Raw genomic sequence first — 17,845 nt, forward strand, 5'->3', positions numbered from 1 at the left:
GTTACGCGGATGTCGAGGCCGCGCCGCCGGCCTGGGCATGGTGGGCGCGCACCCGCGCCAGGCCTTCGTCGAAACCCACCTGGGGCACGTAACCGAAGTCGCGCCGGGCCGGCGCCATGTCGTACCAGTGCGTGGTCGACAACTGCTCGGCGAGGAAGCGCGTCATCGGCGGCTCGCCCTTCAGCGGCAGCACCGTCCACAGCAGCTCGCAGACCGCGCCGATGGCGTAGGCGGCGCGGAACGGCAGGGTCTTGTCGGCGGTCGGCGCGCCCACCGCGGCGAGCAGACCGTTGACCGTCTCGCGCACCGTGCGCGGCTCGCCGTTGCTGATGAAATAGGCGCGGCCGGCGCAGGGCGCGCCCGGGGCGAGATGCTCGAAGGCGTCGAAATGCGCCTGCGCGGCGTTGTCGATATAGGTCGTGTCGATGCGGTTGTGGCCGTCGCCGACGAAGCGCAGCCGGCCGCTGCGGGCGCGTTCGACCAGGCGCGGCAGCAACTGGTTGTCGCCGACGCCCCAGATCAGGCGCGGGCGCAGGGCGACGGTGGCCAGGTCCGGCCCGTTGGCGGCGAGCACGGCCTTCTCGGCGATGGTCTTGGTGGTCGCATAGGCGGCCTTGAAGCCTTCGCCGTAAGGCACGCTGTCGGCGGTGCCGCCTTCGACCGGATGGGTGGCGCGGTGGGTCACGCTCGGGGTCGAGGTGTAGACGAGTTTGCCGATGCCGTGGGCGCGGCAGGCCGCGAGCACGTTCTCGGTGCCGACCACGTTGGCCTGGTGATAGCTCTCGTAACTGCCCCAGGCGCCGGCCTTGGCGGCGTTGTGGAAGACCGCCTCGCAGCCTTGCGCGGCATCGATCACGGCCTGGCGGTCGGCCAGATCGCCGCGCAGTTGGGTCACGCCCAGCGGTTCCAGCGCCGGATACAGGCCGCGATTGAAACTGACCACCTCGTGCCCGCGCGCGACCAGGCCGCGGCACAGGGCCTGACCGAGAAAACCGCCGCCGCCGGTGACCAATATCTTCATCGTTGCTGCATCCGTGAAAGTCGTGAGGGCAGCACGCGGCTGCGGAAACCTTGCGCATCATAGGCTGCGCGCGACGGCCTACGCCGTGCGTTGGCGAGGAAAAAGCAAATCCCCCACGCCCGCTGCGCGGCCGTTCGCCCCCTTTGTCAAAGGGGGCAACAGCGAGCCGTCGCTGTGCCGTCTATCGAGCTCTTGGAACCTCGTCGCCCGTCCTATCGAGCTCCCCCTATCGAGTTCCCCCCTTTGCAAAAGGGGGGCCAGGGGGGATTTGCTCGTCGCCCCGAAACACCAAAAGCCGAGTCCCGCCGGTGCGCGCCTCGACCTGCGTCGCAGCCTGCTTCAGCCCTTGCGCGCCTGCACCGCCAGCTTCTCGCGGCCGATCTTGGCGTTATGGCGGATGTCGACCGGGAAGCCCGGATGGAAACGGATCCGCTCGATACCCGCGGTATGCGCGTGCTCCGCGCCGATCGCGCGCAGTTCTTCGGCGATGCGCTCGCACTCGGCGCGCGCGGTGCGCGGTTCGTGCAGCTCCACCCACAGCAGCGGGGTTTGCGCGCCGAAGGCGCCGGTGCCGACCAGGGCGGTGCGGCGCACCTTCGGGTGGGTGTTGAACACCGGCTCGACCTGTTCGGTGTACAGCGGGCCGCTGGGGGTTTCGACGCGATGGGTCTTGCGACCGCAGAACCATAGCCGGCCTTCGCCGTCGAGATAGCCCAGGTCGCCCATGCGGTGGACGATGCGGTCGAGCCCGCCGCGCACTTCGCGGATCTTCGCCAGATGCGTTGCCGCATCGCGACGGAAATAGCTGTCGGTCGCGGTCGGGCCGGCCACGGTGATCTCGCCGACCACGCCGTCCGGCAACACCAAGTCGTCGGACCAGTGTTCGATCGCGGCATCGTCGATGCGGATGATCCGCACCTCGTTGCGCTCGACCGCACGGCCCACGCAGGTGCCGGCGCCCTGTTCGGTCGCCGCGCGCGTGGACTGCAGTTCGCGGCCTTCGATCACCGCCACCGGCAGGCATTCGGTGGCGCCGTACGGGGTCCAGAACTGGGCGTCGCGCGGCAACAGCTCGCGCAGCGCCGCCACCGTTTCCGGCGGCACCGGCGCGCCGGCCGAGGTCACTCGCTTGACGCCCGGCAAGGCCTGGCCGTGCTTGGCCAACACCGCCATCAACGCGGGCGAACCGAACAACTGGTCGACGCCGAAACGGTGGATGGCATCGATCAGCTTGACCGGATCGGCCTGCGCCGGCCGGGTCGGGTCCATGTCGGGGATCACCGAGGTCAGGCCCAGCGCCGGATCGAACAAGGCGAACGGCGGGAACGTCGGCAGGTCGACGCCGCCCGGGGCGATGCCGAAAGCCTCGCCCATCATGTCGATCTGGGCGACGAAATGGCGATGGCGGAACACCACGCCCTTGGGCACGCCGGTCGAGCCGCTGGTGAACACGATCGCGGCGACTTCGTCGGGGCGGGTGTCGGCGAGTTGCGAGGGCGCACCGGCGCCGTCGCGCTCGACCCGCGCCAGGGTGTCGTCGGCGAGGAAGGCGCGCCGGCCGGTGGTGATGCGGATGCGCGCCGACTTCGCCCAACCGAGCACGACGCGGGCGATGTGGGCCAACGGAATGCCGATGAAGGCCTCCGGCTCGGCTTCGTCCAGGCATTGCCGCAGCGCGCGTTTGTCGATGCCCGGGTCGATCAGCACCGGCACCGCGCCGGCCTTGAACAGGGCGAACATCAACAGGAAGAACTCCGGCGACGGCCGCACCATCACCGCAGTGCGGGTGCCGCGCACGATGCCGCGCTTGGCCAGGCCGGCGGCGATCGCATCGCTGCGGCGGTCGAGTTCGCCGTAGGTCAGCTCGACGTCGTAACTCGCCAGGCCGTCGCTGCGGCGCGTGCCCGGGCAACGCATCGCCACCCGTTCGGGCGACTGCGCCGCGCAGGCCGGCAACGCCGCGGCGATGTTGCAGGTCTCGCTACGGCTCGCCGCAGCGGCGCCTGCTTCGATGACGGGTGCCGACGTCGGGTTCGTCATCGGCTCAGCTCAAAGGGTGTCGGTCGAGGAAGGCGCGGATTTCCGGCACCAGCACCTCGGCCTGATCTTCCAGCACGTAATGGCCGGCATCGTCGAAGGCGTGCACCTGCGCCTGCGGCAGCGCGTCGGTGAAGCCCTTGAGGAAGTGATGGTCGAAGACGAAATCGCGCAGACCCCAACCGATGAAGGCCGGGCGGTCGGCGTATTCGGGCAGCTTGCGGCCCATCGCCTGTACCAACGGCCAGGCCAGGTCGCCGTCGGCGAGCGGAATGTCCTGGACGAAGCGCGAGGTGGCGATGCGGTTGGCCCAGGAGTCGTACGGCGCCAGGTAGGCGCGGCGCACCTCGGCCGGCATCGGCTTGACCACGCCCATGCGCGCGGCGCCGCCGGCGAAGGCGTTGAAGCCGCGGATCAGGCCGGTGCCGATCGCCGAGTCGCGGCCCAGACGCAGGCGCTTGGGCAGGGGCTTGGCCGCCGGCAGCGGGAAGGCGCCGGTGTTGGTGATGACCAGGCGCTTGATCTGATCGGAATGCTTGAGGCCCCAGCCGAAGCCGATGCCGCCGCCCCAGTCGTGCACGGCCAGGGTCATCGGCCCGGTCACGCCGAGATGCTGCAGCAGGCGCTCGACGTCGTCGACGCGCGACTGCAGGGTGTAGGCGTAATGCGGCTGCACTGCCGGATCGTCGGAGGGCTTGTCCGACAGGCCCATGCCGACATGGTCGGGGACGATGCAGCGATAGGCCTTGCCCGAACTCGGGTCGCGCAGCGCCAGCACCAGCCTGCGCCAGTAATAGCTCCACGACGGGTTGCCGTGCAGCATCACCACGACCTCGCCATCGCGCGGGCCTTCGTCGAGATAGCTCATCTCGATCCCGGGACGGACCTGGAAACGCTGCGGCTGGAAGGGGTAGTCGGGAAAACTGCGGCTGGAGGTCATCGGCGGCTCGTTGGCGGCACGCGAACGGGCGCGGACCTGGGCGGACAGGCGCCATTATCGGCTGCATCGGCCCGATGGGGAACGCTCCCGCCGCTTCGACGCCGGATCGATGCCGCTTCGACGACGTTGCCCGGCCGAAACCGCCGATTCCAGGGCCGCGCGCCGGATCGCCGGCGGCGCGGATCGAAACAAAACCTATCGTTTGAACATGCCGGCCCTGTGCGATTGCCGCGCTCCGCTTGTCGCACACTCCAGCCCCATGACGATTCGCATCCCGCCGCGGTGATCCATGCGTAGCAAGCTGTTCGTGCCCGGGTCGCGGCCGGAATTGTTCGCCAAGGCGCTGGCCGGTCCGGCCGATGCGCTGTCGTTCGATCTCGAGGACGCGGTCGCCGAAAACGCCAAGGACGCCGCGCGCGCCGCGGTCGCGGCCTTCGTCGCCTCGGCGGCGGTGGCGGCCTCGCCCAAGGTCGTCATCGTGCGCGTCAACGACCCCGCCTCGCCGCACTTCGCCGCCGACCTCGCCGCGGTCGCGCGCGCCGGCGTAACCCTGATCAACCTGCCCAAAATCGAATCGGCGAGCGCGCTGCGTGCGGCGGTCGCGGCGATCGAACGCGCCCAGGCCGACAATGCCGCCGCGCCGCCGATCCCGGTCCTGGTCAACATCGAAACCCCGCGCGCGCTCGGCCATGCCGCCGAGATCGCCGCCGCGCATCCGCGCGTGGCCGGGCTGCAACTCGGCCTGGGCGATCTGTTCGAGGCCGAAGGCATCGACCGCCGCGACCGCGCCAACGTGCATGCGGCGATGTTCGCCGTGCGCATGGCCGCGGCCCAGGCCGGCGTGTTCGCGCTCGACGGCGCCTACGCCGACCTGCACGACGACGCCGGCTTCAGCGCCGAGGCGCAAGCCGCGCACCGGCTCGGTTATCTCGGCAAGACCTGCGTGCATCCGCGCCAGATCGCGCTGGCCCACGCCGCCTTCGCGATCAGCGCCAGCGAGCTGGCGGCGGCGCGACGGGTGCTGGCCGCGGCCGAGGCGATGCCGGCCGACGGCCGTGGCGTCTTCGTCGTCGACGGCCGCATGATCGACCTGCCCTTTCTCAAGCGCGCCCAGGCCCTGGTCGCGGCCGCGGAGCGCACATGAGTCCGCCGCGTATCGATCACCCGACCGCCCCCACCGCTCCCTCGCCCCGGGGGCTCGCCACGCTCGCGCAGCGCATCGCGCGGCGCCTGCTCGTCGCCTGCGCCGTGCTGACGATCGTGGCCGCGCCCGTGCAGGCCGAACCGCTGACGCCCTTGCGCAGTGCCAGCCTGCCTGCGCTCGACACGCCCTCGCCGCTGCTCGGCGTGGCCACCGTCGACGGCCGCACTGTCGCCATCGCCCGCGACGGCGCCTGGAGCCTGGCACCCGGCGATGCCGCCTGGACCGCCTTGCGCACCGGCGATACCGCCGCCGATACGGCCACGGTCGCTGCGCTGATCGGCGACGGCACCCGCGCCTATGCCGTCTCCGACGCCAGCGCCGATGCCACCGCGGTCGCGCAGTTGTCGCTCGACGAGCGCGGCCTGCGCCTCGCCCCGCTGCCGCCGTTGCCGGCCGCCTTGTCGCAGGTGCGTGGCGCCTTGTCCGCCGAGACCTTGTTCGTGGCCGGACGCGATGCCGGCGGCGCACTGCATTTGTTCCAACGCGGCCTCGCCGATGCGAGCCTCGCCTGGAGCGCCGTCGCGATCTGGCCGGGCGCCGGCGCGCCGCGCTCGTTGGTGGTGCAGACCCGCTCCCTGTTCGTCGCCGTCGCCGATCCCCACGGCGGCGCCGACCGCCTGCTGCGCTGGTCGGCCGAACACGGTTGGCGCCAGGCCGGCGCGGTACCCGGGCAGGTGCTGCCCGGTGCCGGCCGCGCCCTCGGCCAGGCCCACGTGCTGTATCCGGTGATCGCGCCGGGGGCGACGACGGCGACGCCGATGACCTACCAGACCATCACCAGCGCCTGGGCGCCGCTGCCGGGCGCGCAACTGGCCGGTGCGCAGCTCACCGCCGCCTGGCCCGACGGCCTGTTGTGGACGCAGCCCTCGGCCGACGGCCGCCGCACCGCCTTCGCGACCGCGCAAGTGCAGGCCAACAAGCTGTTGCTGCACTGGCTGGACTGGTTGGTGATCGTGGTCTACCTGGCCGGCATGATCGGCATCGGCCTGTACTTCTATCTGCGCGAGAAACGCAACTCGACCGCCAATTTCTTCGTCGGCGGCCGCAGCATTCCGTTCTGGGCCGCCGGCGTCAGCCTGTACGCCGCCAACACCAGCTCGATCAGCTTCATCGCCATTCCCGCCAAGGCCTTCGAGAGCAACTGGCAGTACCTCACCAACAACCTCATCGCGGTGCTCGGGCTGATCTTCGTGGCGATCTGGATCGTGCCGCTGCTGCGCCGGCTCGACCTGATGTCGGTGTTCTCCTACCTGGAGACGCGCTTCCATCCGGCGATCCGCATGCTCGCCAGCGCGCTGTGCATCCTGACCCAGATCGGCAGCCGCATGAGCGTGATCCTGTTCCTGCCGGCGCTGGCGATCGCCACCATCACCGGCATCAGCGTGTTCTGGAGCGTGCTGCTGATGGGCGGCTTCACCATCGTCTACACCGCGATGGGCGGCATGAAGGCGGTGATCTGGACCGATTTCGTCCAGGTCATCGTCAAGATGGGCGGCGCGGTGTTCGCCATCGGCTTCATCGTCTGGCAGTTGCACGGCGGCTTCGGCGAATTCCTCGCCATCGCCCGCGCCGAAGACAAGATGCACCTGTTCGACTTCAGCTTCGACATGACCAAGGCCACGGTCTGGGGCTTCGTGTTCCTGGTGCTGTTCGACGTGGTGCTGACCTTCCCGAAGGACCAGGTGCTGATGCAGCGCACCCTGTCGACCAAGTCCGACCGCGAGGCCGGGCGTTCGATCTGGGCCTTCGCCGCGATCATGATCCCCGGCGGCTTCGTGTTCTACATGATCGGCACCGCGCTGTTCGTCTATTACAAATCGCACCCGGAGCGGATGAACCCGCTGCTGCCGATCGACGCCACCTTCCCCTTGTTCATCGCCGCCGAACTGCCGGTCGGGGTGACCGGGCTGATCATCGCCGGCATCTTCGCCGCGGCGATGGCGACCTTGTCGGGCATCATGAACAGCGTGGCCACGCTGATCTCGGTGGATTTTTACGAGAAGCTGGCCAAGCGCGGCACCGCCAAGAAAAGCGTGTTCGTCGCCGAACTCACCACGGTCGCGGTCGGCCTGGTCGGCATCGGCGCGGCGCTGTTGCTGTCGCGCTTCGACATCCATTCGCTGTTCGACGTGTCGATCGAACTGGCCGGCCTGCTCGGCGGCGGTTTCGCCGGCGCCTACACCCTGGGCATGTTCACCCGCCGCGCCAATTCGCCCGGGGTGGCCATCGGCATCGGCATCAGCATCGTGCTGACCCTGGTGATCTGGTCGTTCCGCCTGGTGCATCCGTACTTCTATCTGGCGATCTCGATCCTGCTGTGCATCGTGTTCGGTTACCTCGCCAGCCTGTTGTTCCCGGCGCCGGCGCGCTCGCTCGACGGATTGACGATCTACCGCGACAAGGACGCGGCGGTCGCCGCCGCGCCGGCCTCCCCCTGATGGCATACGCGGGCCTGGCGACCCTCGTGTAGCCTCGGCTGGCCGCGATTCGCGCGACCGTCACGACGCCAGCGAGAGGCCATGGAAACCCAATTTCTCAACACCTTCGTGACCATCGTCGACCAGGGTTCGATGGCCGCGGCGGCGCGCGTGCTCGGCATCACCCCGGCCGCCGTGGCGCAGCAGATCCGCACCCTGGAACGCGAGATCGGCGCGCCGTTGATCGCCCGGGTCGGCCGCACCGTCAGCGTCACCGAGGAAGGCGCGCGGATCCTGCCGCGCAGCCGCGAGCTGTTGCGCAGCGTCGCCGACCTGCGCAGCGTGGCCAACGAAAGCGAAATCTCCGGCGAGCTGCGCCTGGGCGCCTGCCCGACCGCGCTCGCCGGCATGCTGCCCGACGTGCTCGCGCGCATGGTCGAGACCTTTCCGCAGATCAACGTCTTCATCAAGCCCGGCTATTCGGCCGATCTGTACCACGCGGTGGAACAGGGCGACCTGGATGCGGCGATCGTGCTGCAGGCACCGTTCCCGCTGCCTAAGACCTGCGAATGGCAGCTGCTGCGCGAAGAACCGCTGATCGTGCTGGCGCCAGCGTCGATGGCCGAGCGCGATCCGCACGACCTGCTCGCCAACGAACCGCTGATCCGCTACGACCGCCACCAATGGGGCGGCCGCCAGGCCGACGAATACCTGCGCGCGGCCAACATCGTTCCGCGCGAGCGCTTCGAGCTCAACGCCCTCAACGCGATCGCGGTGATGGTCGACCGCGGCCTCGGCGTGTCGCTGGTACCGGACTGGGCCAGGCCCTGGCCGGAAGGCCTGAACATCGCCCGCATCGCGCTGCCCGATGCGTCCGCCAAGCGCTGCATCGGCATCGTCTGGTCGCGTTCGAGCGTGCGCGTGCGCCTGGTGACCGTGCTGCTGCAGGAAAGCCGCAAGGCGATGCAGGCCAAAACCTGAGCGGGCACGCGGCGCGAACGGCGGGCGCGAAGGGGCGACGCGGGGGCGATGCGCGCGAACGCCGCCCACGCCTGCGTTCGCTCGCCGCGCATGCTGCACCGCCGCAAGAAAACCCTGATTCTCAAGCAACAAATCCTAGTCTCTGAACATAGTCCGCGACGGTTCTATGCGCGCAGTCGAACGCATAGGCTCGCACTCACTCCGGGGACATGCGATGTCGGGGACGTCGCCACAAGGACGCGGCCACGCCGCCGTCGCTCGACGCCGGGGTTCATGCGTACGCCGTTGCGGCGCGCGCCGCCAACCGCAGCCTGGACGGGACACGACATGCTCAAGCCACTCACCGCCGCGATCAGCAGCATCCTGCTGCTTTCCGCCATCGCCGGTTCCGCCAGCGCCGCTCCCGCCAGCGCGCAGGAGGCCGCGGCGAGCGCCGACGACAAGGATGCTGCGACCGACCAGGCCGCGGTCGATCTCGACAACGTGGTGGTGACCGGCACGCGCAGCCCGAAAGCGGTCGACCGCATTCCCGGCGCGATCACCCTGGTCTCGAAGGAAGAAGTGCAGCGCAACCTGGTGCTGACCGAAGACGCGACCGCGGTGTTGGCGCGCTCGGTGCCGGGCTACGCCGAATCCTCGCAGGCGATGAGCAACACCGGCGAGAACCTGCGCGGCCGCGTCGCCCTGCGCCTGTTCGACGGCGTGCCGCAGGGTTCGCCGCTGCGCGAAGGCACGCGCAACGGCACCTTCACCGACATGGGCATCGTCGGCCGCATCGAAGTCATCAACGGCCCTTCCGCGTCCGAAGGCATCGGCGCCGCCGGCGGCATCATCAACTACCTCTCGGCCGCCCCGACCAAAGAAGGCAACGAGTTCACCGTCGTCTCGCGCTACACCACCCAGTTCGAGGACGACAGCGAGGGCTGGAAGCTCGGCTTCAACTTCGCCCGCAAGGCCGGCAACTTCGACCTGCTTGCCAGCGCTTCCTTCCTCGACCGCGGCATCACCTACGACGGCAGCGGCCGCCGCATCGGCATGAACACCAGCGGCTCGCTGGCCGACACCGAATCGCGCAACCTGTTCCTCAAGGCCGGCTACGCCTTCGGCGAGGACGGCGTGCAGCGCATCGAAGGTTCGGTCAGCCACTTCAACATCGAAGGCAAGGCCAACTACGTGCAGGTGCTGGGCTGTCGCCCGGACGAGGCCGCGCTGTGCGGCGCCACCCGCACCAACACCTCCGAGCGCGGCAGCATCTTCGGCTCCAAGGCCGCGATCAACGATTTCAAGCAGTACCAACTCACCTATATCCATTCCGACTTCTTCGGCGGCACCCTGACCCTCAACGGCTACCAGGCCGACCAGGAGATGCGCTACCTGCCCGAGAACACCATCGACAAGCAGGATCCGCTGATCGGGCCGTCGGGCTCGATCTACGACCAATCGGAAATCGTCACCAACAAGAAGGGCCTGCGCACGTCCTGGGCGCGGCCCTCGCTGTTCTCGGTCAGCGGCCTGGAACTGCGGCTCGGCTTCGACCTGGTCGAAGACACCGCCGAGCAGCGCCTGGCGCTGACCGACCGGCTGTGGGTGCCGCCGATGGAGTACAAGAGCCGCGCACCCTGGGCGCAGCTGTCCTGGGACATCGGCCCGGTCACGCTCAGCGGCGGCATCCGCCGCGAGGACGGCGAGCTGCACGTCGACGGCTACACCACCACCTGGTACCGCGACCGCCGCCATGTCGACGGCGGCACCCTGGACTATCAGGAGAACCTGACCAACTTCGGCGCGGTCTGGCGCATCACCGACGGCTGGTCGGTGTTCGGCTCCTACGGCGAAGGCTTCACCCTGGCCAACGTCGGTATTCCGTTGCGCAACATCCAGTGCTCCAACGACCCGGGCGACACCCAGCCCGACGGCTGCCCGAACGATCCGCGCATCGGCGTCGCCGACTTGCTCGACCTCAACGCCATCGTGGTCGAAAACACCGAGTTCGGCTTCAACTGGCGCGGCGAACGCGGCGCGTTGAGCGCTTCGCACTACGACTCCAAGTCCGACTACGGTCAGTCGCTGGCGATCGATCCGGCGACCAACGATTTCGTGTTGCTGCGCGCGCCGGTGCGGATCAAGGGCTACGAATTGTCCGGCGACTGGCGCTTCAACGAGGCCTGGCGCGTCAGCGCGGTGTATTCGCACACCCGCGGCAAGACCTCGTTCTGGGCCGCCGACGCCGCCGGCCGCTTCGGTGCGGGCGGCACGAACAAGCCGATGGGCGTGCTCGACATCAACCCCGACAAGTTCGCCTGGACCCTGACCTGGAAGTTCCACCCGCGCGGCGACGTCAGCCTGGGCGCCACCACCTTGTTCTCGCGCAACCTCTCCGCCAGCGATGTGCGCGGCTTCGACGGCGCGCGCTTCAACTTCAGGGAAAGTACCCGTGGCTACACCTTGTTCGACCTGGGCATGAACTTCGATACCGAACGCTACGGCAAGTTCTCGCTCGGCATCGAGAACCTGCTCGACAAGCAGTACATCCTGAGCTGGTCGCAGCCGCCCGGCGGCTTCCAGAACTACTGGGCCGGTCGCGGCCGCACCTTCTCGCTCACCCATACCTTCAAGTTCTGAACCGTCTGCCGCCCTCGCCGCGTTTCCCTCGGACCGCCCCCGGACCGACGCCCCCGCCGTCGTGTCCGCGGCGGTGGCTTTTTGCCGGCGTTGGCGGGCGACGCCTGCGCTTCGCGGGGATCGCAGCAGTGGCGCTGGCCGGCGCCTGCATCGGGTCGGCGACGGCGGCCGACGGCCATGCCGCCCCATCGCCCCCGAGCGCAGACGTGTCCGAACTGCACGGGTTCATGCGCTCGGTCACCGGCGAGGACGGCTATCTCGGTGCGGTCACCCTGATCGCGCGCGACGGACGCATCGTCGACTGGCAGGCCTATGGCTACCGCGACCTGGCCCGCCGCGCACCGATGCGGTGCGATGCGATCTTCCGCCTGTACTCGATGACCAAGACCATCACCTCGGCCGCGCTGATGCTGCTGGTCGAGCAAGGGCGGATCGGGCTCGACGACCCGGTGTCGGCGTATCTGCCCGAACTGGCACGGCCGCAGGTCGTCGTCGGCGGCAGCGTCGATGCGCCACGGCTGCGCGATGCCGCAGGCGAGATCAGTATCCGCGAATTGCTCACCCACACCGCCGGGTTCCCGGCCGGCTTTGAGGGCGACCAGTTGGCGACGGCGATCGCGCGGCGCCACGACCCGCATGCGGCCGCCGACCTGCAAGGCTTCGTCGAACGCCTGAGCCGCGCCCCGCTCGCCGCCGATCCGGGCACCCGCTTCGGCTACGACGGCGCCGCGCTGGAGGTGCTGGCACGGGTGATCGAAGTGGTCGCCGAGCAGCCCTTCGATGCCTTCCTGCACGAGCGCATCTTCGTGCCGCTGGACATGCGCGACAGCGGATTCGAGGTGTCGCCTTCGCAGCGCGAACGCGTGGTCGAGCTGACCCGCATGGGCGACGACGGCCGGCTGCGGATCGCCGACGGCCCGAGCGCGCGCGAGCCCGGTGCACGTTTGAACGCCTACCCGAGCGGCGCTGGCGGACTGTACTCGACCGCGCGCGACTACGCCCGCTTCGCCCAGATGCTGCTCGACGGCGGCTTGATCGCCGCGCCGTCGGCTGCGCTGCCCGATGCCGCGGCCGACGCGCTGGTGGTGTCAGCTTCGCGCGATGCCGACCCACCCGGCCCTGCGGCGTCGAGCCCGGGCCCGAACGCCCGGCCGCGACCGCGCTTGCTGCGCGCCGACACCGTCGCTGCGATGCTGCGCAACCAACTGGGCATGCTCGATCCGCCGGTGAACCAATACAGCGCCGGCGAGGGCTTCGGTTTCGGCGGTTATGTCGCGATCGACCCGGCCAAGCGCGAGCGCCCCGGGTCGCGCGGGCAGTTCGGTTGGTCGGGCGCGGCCTCGACGACCTACGCGATCGACCCGCAACACCGATTGATCGCCATCGCCTTGTTGCAGCATCTGCCGCACGGCGAGGCGCGCCGGGATCTGCCGCGCATCGGCAACGAGTTCTATCGACAGGTCTATCGGGCCTTGCGGATCCCAGCCCGCGCCGAATCGGAGACGACGGAATGAGCGCTGCGCTGCCCTCCTGCGTACTTGTCGCCGGCTCGGCCAACCTCGACTTCGTGGTCCGCGCCAGCCACGTGCCGGCGCCCGGCGAGACCGTGCTCGGCCGCGAGCTAGCCCTGTTCCCGGGCGGCAAGGGCGCCAACCAGGCGGTCGCCTGCGCCCGCGCCGGCGGCGCGCCGACGCGCATGCTGCTCGCCCTCGGCGACGACGCCCACGCCGCGCCGATCGAGCGTTCGCTGCGCGAGGCCGGGGTCGAGCCGTACATCGTGCGCGTCGCCGACCGGGCCACCGGCACCGCCTTCGTGTGCGTGTCCGACGACGCCGAGAACGCGATCACCGTCGCGCCCGGCGCCAACGAGGCCCTGCGCGGCGAGGATCTGCCCGACCTCCACGGCGTCGGTCATCTGTTGCTGCAGCTCGAATCGCCTCTGGCCGCGGTCGAAGCCTGGGCGCAGCGCGCGCGCGCCGCCGGTGTCCGCGTGGTGCTGAACGCAGCGCCGGCACGGCCGCTGCCGAGTTCGTTGCTGGATGCCATCGATCTGCTGATCGTCAACGAAGGCGAACTCGCCGTCCTCAGCGGCATCGCCGGCGACCTCGACGCCGCGCTGGCGCGCATTCCGACGCGCGGCGTGGTGGTGACCCTGGGCGCACGCGGCTGCCGCGCGCGCCTCGACGCCGAGCACCTGCACCAGCCCGCCTTCGCCATCAGCGCAGTCGATACCACCGCCGCCGGCGACACATTCTGCGGCACACTGGTCGCGGCGCTCGCGCGTGGCCTGAGCTTCGCCGCCGCACTGCGCCGCGCCTGCGCCGCCTCGGCGCTGGCCTGCACGCGTGCCGGCGCGCAGGCCAGCGTGCCGAGCCACGACGAGGTCGAGCGCTGGCTCGCCGAAGGAGCTGATTCGATGCCGGCCGCCGTCACGTCTTTCCCGCTCCAGGCTTAGCGACGTCCCCATGACCCAAGCGCCCCGCCCTCCCGATTACCACGCCGCCGACGCCGCCAGCGAAGACGAGCGCCCGCTCGTGCGCACCGAGTACAAGTTCTCGCACGTCACCACCCAGCGCTATCTGCCGTTGCCGGGCAAGGCGCCGGGCTGGCCGTTCGCCGAGATCGGCCATTGGAAGGTCGATGTCGACGCCACCCTCGACGACTGGATCACCGAGCTCAGCGACTGGCGCCGCGAACACCTGATCCGCATCGGCTACGACGACGCGCACTATCGCCGCCCGGAACTGCAATGGGCGCAGCGCAATTTCGTCCACGCCCAAATGATGGCCGAGGACCGCTATTTCTACGATCCGGTCGCCGGCCGCTACACCGTCAATCGTTATCTCGACGATCTCGAACGCCGCTACGGCGGCATCGACAGCGTGCTGATCTGGCACGTGTATCCGAACATCGGTGTCGACGACCGCAATCAGTTCGACCTCGCCGCCGACCTGCCCGGCGGGCTCGACGGTCTGCGCGGCGCGATCGCCGACTTCCATCGCCGCGGCGTGCGCGTGTTCCTGCCGACCATGCCCTGGGACCAGGGCACCCGCGACAGCGGCCGCAAGGACTGGGAGTCGGTGGCCCAACTGGTGCAAGCGGTCGGCGCCGACGGCGTCAACGGCGATACCTACAACGGCGTGCCGCGCGCGTTCTTCGACGCCTGCGACGCGCTCGGCCACCCGGTGGTGCTGCAACCCGAATCGACCATCAGCGCCGAGGAGGCGCTAATCTGGAACGTGCAGAGTTGGGGCAAGAAGGCGCCCAACGAAGCGATTCCGCCGGTGGCCAAGTTCAAGTGGCTGGAACCGCGCCACATGATCAACTACGAAAACCGTTGGGGCCGCGACCGCAACCACGACCTGCAGTACATCTTCTTCAACGGCATCGGCTACAACGCCTGGGAAAACGTCTGGGGCCTGTGGAACCAGCTCGGCGAACGCGACGCCGAAACCCTGCGCCGCATCGCCACGATCGAGCGAACATTTCCGGCCCACTTCGTCAGCGCCGACTGGCGCCCGTACGCGCACACCCTGCAGGCCGGCGTGTTCGCCAGCCGCTTCCCGCACGCGGGCAGCACGCTATGGACACTAGTCAACCGCAACGAATATGAAATTGCCGGCGAGCAGATCGCGGTCGACCACGTCGACGGTGCGCGTTATTTCGACGCCTGGAACGGCGTGGCCTTGCAGCCGCGGCTCGACGGCGGCCGCGCGGCGTTCGATTTCGTGCTCGAAGGCCGCGGTTTCGGCGCCGTGCTCGCGCTGGCGCCCGGCGCCGAGATCGACGGCCTCGACGCCTTCCTCGCCCGCATGAACGAATTGGCGGCGACGCCGCTGCATCGCTACTCGAACCAGTGGCGCGCCTTGCCGCAACGGCTGGTGCCGATCGAGCCGGTCGCGGCCGCCGCTACGGCGCCGCCGGGTATGATCGAGATCCCGGCCGGCGAGTTCGATTTCGTCGTCGGCGGCATCGAGATCGAAGGCCAGACCTGGGAAGGCGTCGACGTCCAATACCCCTGGGAAGACAGCGCGCGCCGCAACCATCGCAAGCGCATGCGCCTGCCGCGTTTCTTCATCGATCGCACCCCGGTGACCAACGCCGAGTATCAAAGGTTCGTTGCCGACAGCGGCTATGTCCCGCGCGATGCCCACAACTATCTGCGCGACTGGGTCGACGGTGCGCCGCGCCCGGGCTGGGAACGCAAGCCGGTGACCTGGGTGGCGCTGGAGGATGCACGGGCCTATGCGCAGTGGGCCGGCAAGCGCCTGCCGCGCGAGTGGGAGTGGCAGTATGCCGCGCAAGGCCACGACGGCCGCCGCTATCCCTGGGGCGAGGACTGGCGCGACGACGCCGTGCCCGCGCCCAACCGCGGCCGGCGCCTGCGCGCGCCCGACGACGTCGACGCGCATCCGGCCGGCGCCAGTCCGTTCGGCGTACTCGACCTGGTCGGCAACGTCTGGCAATGGAGCGACGAGTATCTCGACGAACACACCCGCGCGGCGATCCTGCGCGGCGGCAGCGCCTACCGGCCGCAGACCTCGCACTGGTATTTCCCGCAGGCCTATCGGCTCGACCAGCACGGCAAGTACCTGCTGATGGCGCCGAGCAAGGACCGCTCGGGCTGCATCGGCTTCCGCTGCGTGGTCGATGCCACATGAGCACCGACACGCATCGCGGCGCGCCCGCGCTCCAGACCGTCGGGGTCCGCCTCGGCGGCCTGCTCGGCGAGGCCCTCGATGCCAACCGCCGCGGCCGGCTCTCGCATTTCATCGTCGACGAGCACAGTCCGGCGATCGCGATCTTCGCTCCGCAACACAGACAACAAAACCTCGAAGGCGACTGGTACGGCGAGCACGCCGGCAAGTGGCTGATCGCGGCGGCCAAGGCTGCCGCGCGCAGCGGCGATGCAGCGTTGCGCGCGCGCCTGTTCGCGGTCGCCGACTTCCTGGTCTCGACCCAGGAAGACGACGGCTATCTCGGCACCTACGCGCCGGAACGCCGCTTCATGCGCAAGCAGCCGCCCAAGCCGGGCACTTGGGACGGTGCGCCGAGCGTGCGCACCTGGGACATCTGGACCCACGCCTATCTGATTCTCGGCCTGCTCGAAGTGCATCGCCACTTCCCCGCACCGCGCTATCTCGACGCGGCCCGGCGCATCGGCGATCTGTGCCGGCGCACCCTGGCCGACGGCGCCATCGACATTAACGAACTCGGCAACCACCACGGTCTGTCGGCGACGGTGTTGATGGACCCGGCGGTCGAGCTGTACTTCGCCACCGGCGAGCAGGCCTATCTCGAACTCGCACTGACCGTGCTCGAGCAGGCCGAACGCAATCCGGACCTGCGCCTGTTGTCGCAAGCGCTGGACGGCACCGACGCCGCGCAGATCGCCACCGGCAAGGCCTATCAGCTGGCCTGGAACCTGGTCGGCCTGGCCAAGCTGCATCGCGCCACCGGCGAGCCGCGCTACCGCCGCGCCGTCGAGAACCTGTGGCGCAGCATCCTCGAACATCACCTCAGCCTCGGCGGCGGCCCCTGGGGCGGCGTCGCCCAGCGTTCGCGCGAGGTGTTCAATCCGGCCGGTGTGTTCGATCCGCACGGTTACGTCGAAACCTGCTCGACCCTGGCCTGGATGCAGTTGAACCGCGAATTGCTCGCGATCACCGGCGAGGCGCGCTACGCCGAGGAGATCGAACGCTCGGCCTATAACGACCTGCTCGGCGCACAGGCGCCCGACGGCGAGAACTGGTGCTACTACGTGTTCCCGAACGGGCGCCGCGTGCACACCACGTACTGGCGCTGCTGCAAATCCAGCGGCGCGATGGCGGTCGAGGAGATTCCCGGCGTCGCTTATGCGCAGGTCGGCGAGGACGCCATCGCGGTGAATCTGTACGGACCGGGCTCGGCGCGGATCGAGCTGCAGAGCGCCGGCCGGGTCGACATCGAACAGGACACCGCCTATCCCTTCGACGGCGCGATCCGCCTGCGCATCGCCCCCGAACGCAATGCGCGTTTCCGCATCAAGTTGCGCATTCCTTCCTGGGCCGCGGCGGCGCAGGTGTCGGTCGACGGCGTCGCCGCCGACGCGGCGATCGTCGCCGGCGACTACCTCGTCATCGACCGCGAGTGGGGCGCGGGCGACGAAGTGCTCGCGCAGTTCCCGATGGCCCCGCGCACCCACACCGCGATCCATCGCAACGTGCAGGAGTCGCGCGCGCCCGACGGCAGCGCGGTGGCGCAGGAAGTGCTGCGCTACGAATATCTGGCCGTCGCCTGCGGGCCGCTGGTCTATGCGACCGGCCTGATCGACGGCTTCAAGACCGAGGAAACCCTGCGCCTACCATCGGCGCCGCAAAGCGATTGGCTGCGCTGGAGCGGTCCCGACGCGATCGAAGCGGTGCCGCGCATCGAACTGGATCCGGGCTACCGCGCGCCGCTGGTGTTGCGTCCGTATTACTGCGCCGGCGGCCGCGTCGACGGCGCCTGGCGCCTGACCTGGATGTCGCTCGCGCCCATGCCCCTGCGCTCATCGCCGCCCGTCCCGTGACTGCACGCACAGTCCACACCGGCCAAGCAAGAATTTGTGCTGCCAGAACATATGCCGCGTGGCTGTTTCGACC

General features: G+C 69.6%; 11 protein-coding genes. 8 read left to right on the top strand and 3 right to left on the bottom strand.

Going from position 1 to position 17,845, the window contains the following annotated elements:
- Position 1: 1 nt before the first annotated feature.
- From oleD to ACKN61_RS22160, 3 genes are all read right to left on the bottom strand, one after another.
- The gene (oleD, locus tag ACKN61_RS22150; RefSeq protein WP_408951258.1) at positions 2-1,021 is read right to left on the bottom strand and encodes a 2-alkyl-3-oxoalkanoate reductase; all 1,020 of its coding nucleotides are present in this window, start codon (positions 1,019-1,021) and stop codon (positions 2-4) included.
- 339 nt (positions 1,022-1,360) lie between these two features.
- Positions 1,361-3,061: an olefin beta-lactone synthetase gene (gene oleC, locus ACKN61_RS22155; RefSeq protein ID WP_408951259.1), complete on the bottom strand. Its 1,701-nt coding sequence runs from the start codon at positions 3,059-3,061 to the stop codon at positions 1,361-1,363.
- A gap of 4 nt (positions 3,062-3,065) precedes the next feature.
- Positions 3,066-3,998, bottom strand: a complete 933-nt coding sequence (locus ACKN61_RS22160; protein WP_408951260.1) for an alpha/beta fold hydrolase — start codon at positions 3,996-3,998, stop codon at positions 3,066-3,068.
- A 289-nt stretch (positions 3,999-4,287) separates the two neighbouring features.
- On the opposite strand from ACKN61_RS22160, the gene ACKN61_RS22165 reads away from it, so the two are divergent.
- The 8 genes from ACKN61_RS22165 to ACKN61_RS22200 all read left to right on the top strand — a co-directional run bounded on the left by ACKN61_RS22165 (position 4,288) and on the right by ACKN61_RS22200 (position 17,772).
- Positions 4,288-5,142: an HpcH/HpaI aldolase/citrate lyase family protein gene (locus ACKN61_RS22165; RefSeq protein WP_408951261.1), complete on the top strand. Its 855-nt coding sequence runs from the start codon at positions 4,288-4,290 to the stop codon at positions 5,140-5,142.
- Complete coding sequence (locus tag ACKN61_RS22170; RefSeq protein ID WP_408951262.1) at positions 5,139-7,640, top strand: sodium:solute symporter family transporter; 2,502 nt, start codon at positions 5,139-5,141, stop codon at positions 7,638-7,640. Before ACKN61_RS22165 ends, ACKN61_RS22170 begins: the two co-directional genes overlap by 4 nt.
- Positions 7,641-7,721: 81 nt before the next feature.
- Entirely contained in the window at positions 7,722-8,600 is an 879-nt protein-coding gene (locus ACKN61_RS22175) for a LysR family transcriptional regulator (RefSeq protein ID WP_031372808.1), read from the top strand.
- A gap of 327 nt (positions 8,601-8,927) precedes the next feature.
- Positions 8,928-11,222: a TonB-dependent receptor gene (locus tag ACKN61_RS22180; RefSeq protein WP_408951263.1), complete on the top strand. Its 2,295-nt coding sequence runs from the start codon at positions 8,928-8,930 to the stop codon at positions 11,220-11,222.
- A 206-nt stretch (positions 11,223-11,428) separates the two neighbouring features.
- Complete coding sequence (locus ACKN61_RS22185) at positions 11,429-12,736, top strand: serine hydrolase domain-containing protein (protein WP_408951264.1); 1,308 nt, start codon at positions 11,429-11,431, stop codon at positions 12,734-12,736.
- Entirely contained in the window at positions 12,733-13,677 is a 945-nt protein-coding gene (locus ACKN61_RS22190; protein ID WP_408951265.1) for a ribokinase, read from the top strand. The genes ACKN61_RS22185 and ACKN61_RS22190 overlap by 4 nt, the downstream gene beginning before the upstream one ends.
- Before the next feature lie 10 nt (positions 13,678-13,687).
- The gene (locus tag ACKN61_RS22195; protein WP_408951266.1) at positions 13,688-15,883 is read left to right on the top strand and encodes a formylglycine-generating enzyme family protein; all 2,196 of its coding nucleotides are present in this window, start codon (positions 13,688-13,690) and stop codon (positions 15,881-15,883) included.
- On the top strand, positions 15,880-17,772 hold the full coding sequence (locus ACKN61_RS22200) for a glycoside hydrolase family 127 protein (protein WP_408951267.1): 1,893 nt from the start codon (positions 15,880-15,882) through the stop codon (positions 17,770-17,772). The genes ACKN61_RS22195 and ACKN61_RS22200 overlap by 4 nt, the downstream gene beginning before the upstream one ends.
- Positions 17,773-17,845 lie beyond the last annotated feature (73 nt).

The organism is Lysobacter sp. Hz25, from assembly GCF_046097045.1.
Classification (GTDB): Bacteria; Pseudomonadota; Gammaproteobacteria; order Xanthomonadales; family Xanthomonadaceae; genus Lysobacter; species Lysobacter antibioticus_B.